This window comes from Caulobacter sp. HMWF025, assembly GCF_003060965.1.
Taxonomy (GTDB): Bacteria; Pseudomonadota; Alphaproteobacteria; order Caulobacterales; family Caulobacteraceae; genus Caulobacter.
Window position 1 is genome coordinate 1 of sequence record NZ_QAII01000135.1, and the last position, 2,134, is coordinate 2,134.

Genomic DNA, 2,134 nt, shown 5'->3' on the forward strand with positions numbered 1-2,134 from the left:
GTCGACGGGCTGGACGATGCCATGGTGCTGGAGGCCGGTGTCACCCTGGCCCAGGCCCATGAGGAGGCGGCCAAGGTGGGCCGGCGGTTCACGGTCGGCGTGGCCTCGGAAGGCTCCTGCACGATTGGCGGGCTGATCTCGACCAATGCCGGCGGCACGGCGGTGCTGCGCTACGGCATGATGCGCGAGCAGGTGCTGGGTCTCGAGGCCGTCCTGCCCAATGGCGAGATCTGGAATGGCCTGAAGCGGCTGCGCAAGGACAATACCGGCTACGACCTAAAGCAGATGCTGATCGGGGCCGAGGGCACCCTGGGTGTGGTCACGGCGGCGGCGCTGAAGCTGCACCCGCTGCTGGCCTCCCGCGCGGTGGCGATCGTCGGCCTGGGTTCACCGGAAGACGCCATCCAGCTGCTGGCCCGGGCCAAGGACGAGACCGGCGGGGCCGTCGAGGCCTTCGAACTGATGGGCCGGCTGGGTTTTGAGCTGACGATCCGCAATGTGCCGGGCCTGCGCGACCCGCTGTCGTCGGTCCATCCCTGGTACGTGCTGATCGAGATCGCCAGCGGCGAGCCCGGTGTCGCCGAGGCAGCGCTGGAGCGGCTGCTGGCCGGGGCGCTGGAGCGCGGCCTGATCAGCGATGCGGCGGTTGCCCAGACCGATACCCAGATCAAGGCCTTCTGGCACATCCGCGAGGGCCACTCGGCCGGCCAGAAGCCGGAAGGCGCGGCCTGGAAGCATGATGTCAGCGTGCCGGTCTCGAAGATCCCGGTCTTTATCGACCGGGCCAATAGCGCGATCGAGGCGGCCTATCCCGGCACCCGCATCGTCGCCTTCGGCCATGTCGGCGACGGCAATGTCCACTACGACGTCATCCGGCCGCTCGGCGGTGACGACGACGCCCATGATGCCCTGCGCAGCGAGGGGGCGAAGATCGTCCACGACATCACCGCCCATCTGGGCGGCTCGATCAGCGCCGAGCACGGCCTTGGGGCGATGAAGACCGCCGAGGCCCTGACCTACAAGGACCCTGTCGAGGTTGCCGCCCTGCGGGCCATCCGCCACGCCCTCGACCCGCAGCGGATCATGAATCCCCGGGTTTTGTTCTAGAGCGCCAGGCCAGGGTCAGGGCGACGATGGCCCCGATCGGGATCGTCGCCTTCAGCATGCCCGGCGCATGGCCGGGGCCCAGCAGGTTGACGGCGATCGGTATGAAGCCCCAGCGCCGGGTCTCCAGCTGCATCCAGAACGCGCCGACCCCGACGAAACAGGCGGCGGCCCAGGCCAGGCGATAGCGCAGGGTGCGGGTACTGGCGACCACGGCGGCGGCCAGGATCATGGCCGGCAGCCAGGGGAACTGCGCCAGCAGGGCCAGGGTCCGGTCGCTCATGCCACGCCGCCTTCGGCACCGGCCATCAGCGCCTTCAGCGCCGCCAGATGCCCCTTCAGCGCCTTGCGGCCCGCCGCCGTCAGGGCCAGCCAGGTGCGCACCCGGCCCTCGCTGGGCGTCTTGCGGATCTTCAGATAGCCGGCGTCTTCCAGGGTCTTGATGTGCTTGCTGAGCACTGACTCACTGACGTCGAGCGCCTCGCGCAGGGTGGCAAAATCGATGTCGTCGACGCCGGCCAGCATGCAGCACATCTGCAGCCGGTTGGGCGCATGGATCACCGGATCGAGCTCCGCCGTCACAGGCCGCCGCCCTCGACCAGGTCGCGGCGGAAGGCGGCTTCCCAGACAAAGCCGCCGAGGGTGACGATGACGGCGGCGATCGCGCCGCCCACCAGCGGGGCCCATGCGATCCCGGCCGTTCTCTGCAGCCAGAGCACGCCCACCATGATCAGCGCAACCGTCACGGCCATCCCGATGGCCACGACCCGTGTACGGCCCGCCCGGTAGCCGTTGACCCAAAGGCCGGTGCGCTTCCTGTAGGCCGCGACCAGCAGGACCAGGCCGATGCTGAAGGCGGCATAATAGGCCCCGACAAAGCTGAGCTGCGTGCCCTGGACGGCGACAAGGCCGCCGGTCAGCAGGCCGAGGGCCGGGTGGTACCAGACGGGCGCGACGGCGCGACGGGCCAGTTCGGCCCTGGCGGCCTCGACCTCGGCCAGCATGCGGGCGGGGTCGGTCTCTGGGTGGG

At 69.9% G+C, this 2,134-nt stretch carries 4 protein-coding genes; 1 reads left to right on the top strand and 3 read right to left on the bottom strand.

Annotated features, from left to right (window positions below; translation table 11 throughout):
- Positions 1–1,107, top strand: a 1,107-nt coding sequence (locus tag DBR10_RS14305) for an FAD-binding oxidoreductase (protein WP_108556451.1), incomplete at its 5' end; no start/stop codon positions are given.
- On the opposite strand, the gene DBR10_RS14310 is transcribed toward DBR10_RS14305, so the two are convergent.
- From DBR10_RS14310 to DBR10_RS14320, 3 genes are all read right to left on the bottom strand, one after another.
- Positions 1,082–1,387, bottom strand: a complete 306-nt coding sequence (locus DBR10_RS14310) for a hypothetical protein (RefSeq protein ID WP_108504032.1) — start codon at positions 1,385–1,387, stop codon at positions 1,082–1,084. The two genes, DBR10_RS14305 and DBR10_RS14310, sit on opposite strands and share 26 nt — an antisense overlap.
- The gene (locus DBR10_RS14315) at positions 1,384–1,686 is read right to left on the bottom strand and encodes a transcriptional regulator (RefSeq protein ID WP_108504031.1); all 303 of its coding nucleotides are present in this window, start codon (positions 1,684–1,686) and stop codon (positions 1,384–1,386) included. The genes DBR10_RS14310 and DBR10_RS14315 overlap by 4 nt, the downstream gene beginning before the upstream one ends.
- Positions 1,683–2,134: hypothetical protein (locus DBR10_RS14320; RefSeq protein ID WP_108556452.1), on the bottom strand; the 452-nt coding region annotated here is incomplete at its 5' end. The genes DBR10_RS14320 and DBR10_RS14315, both read right to left, overlap by 4 nt.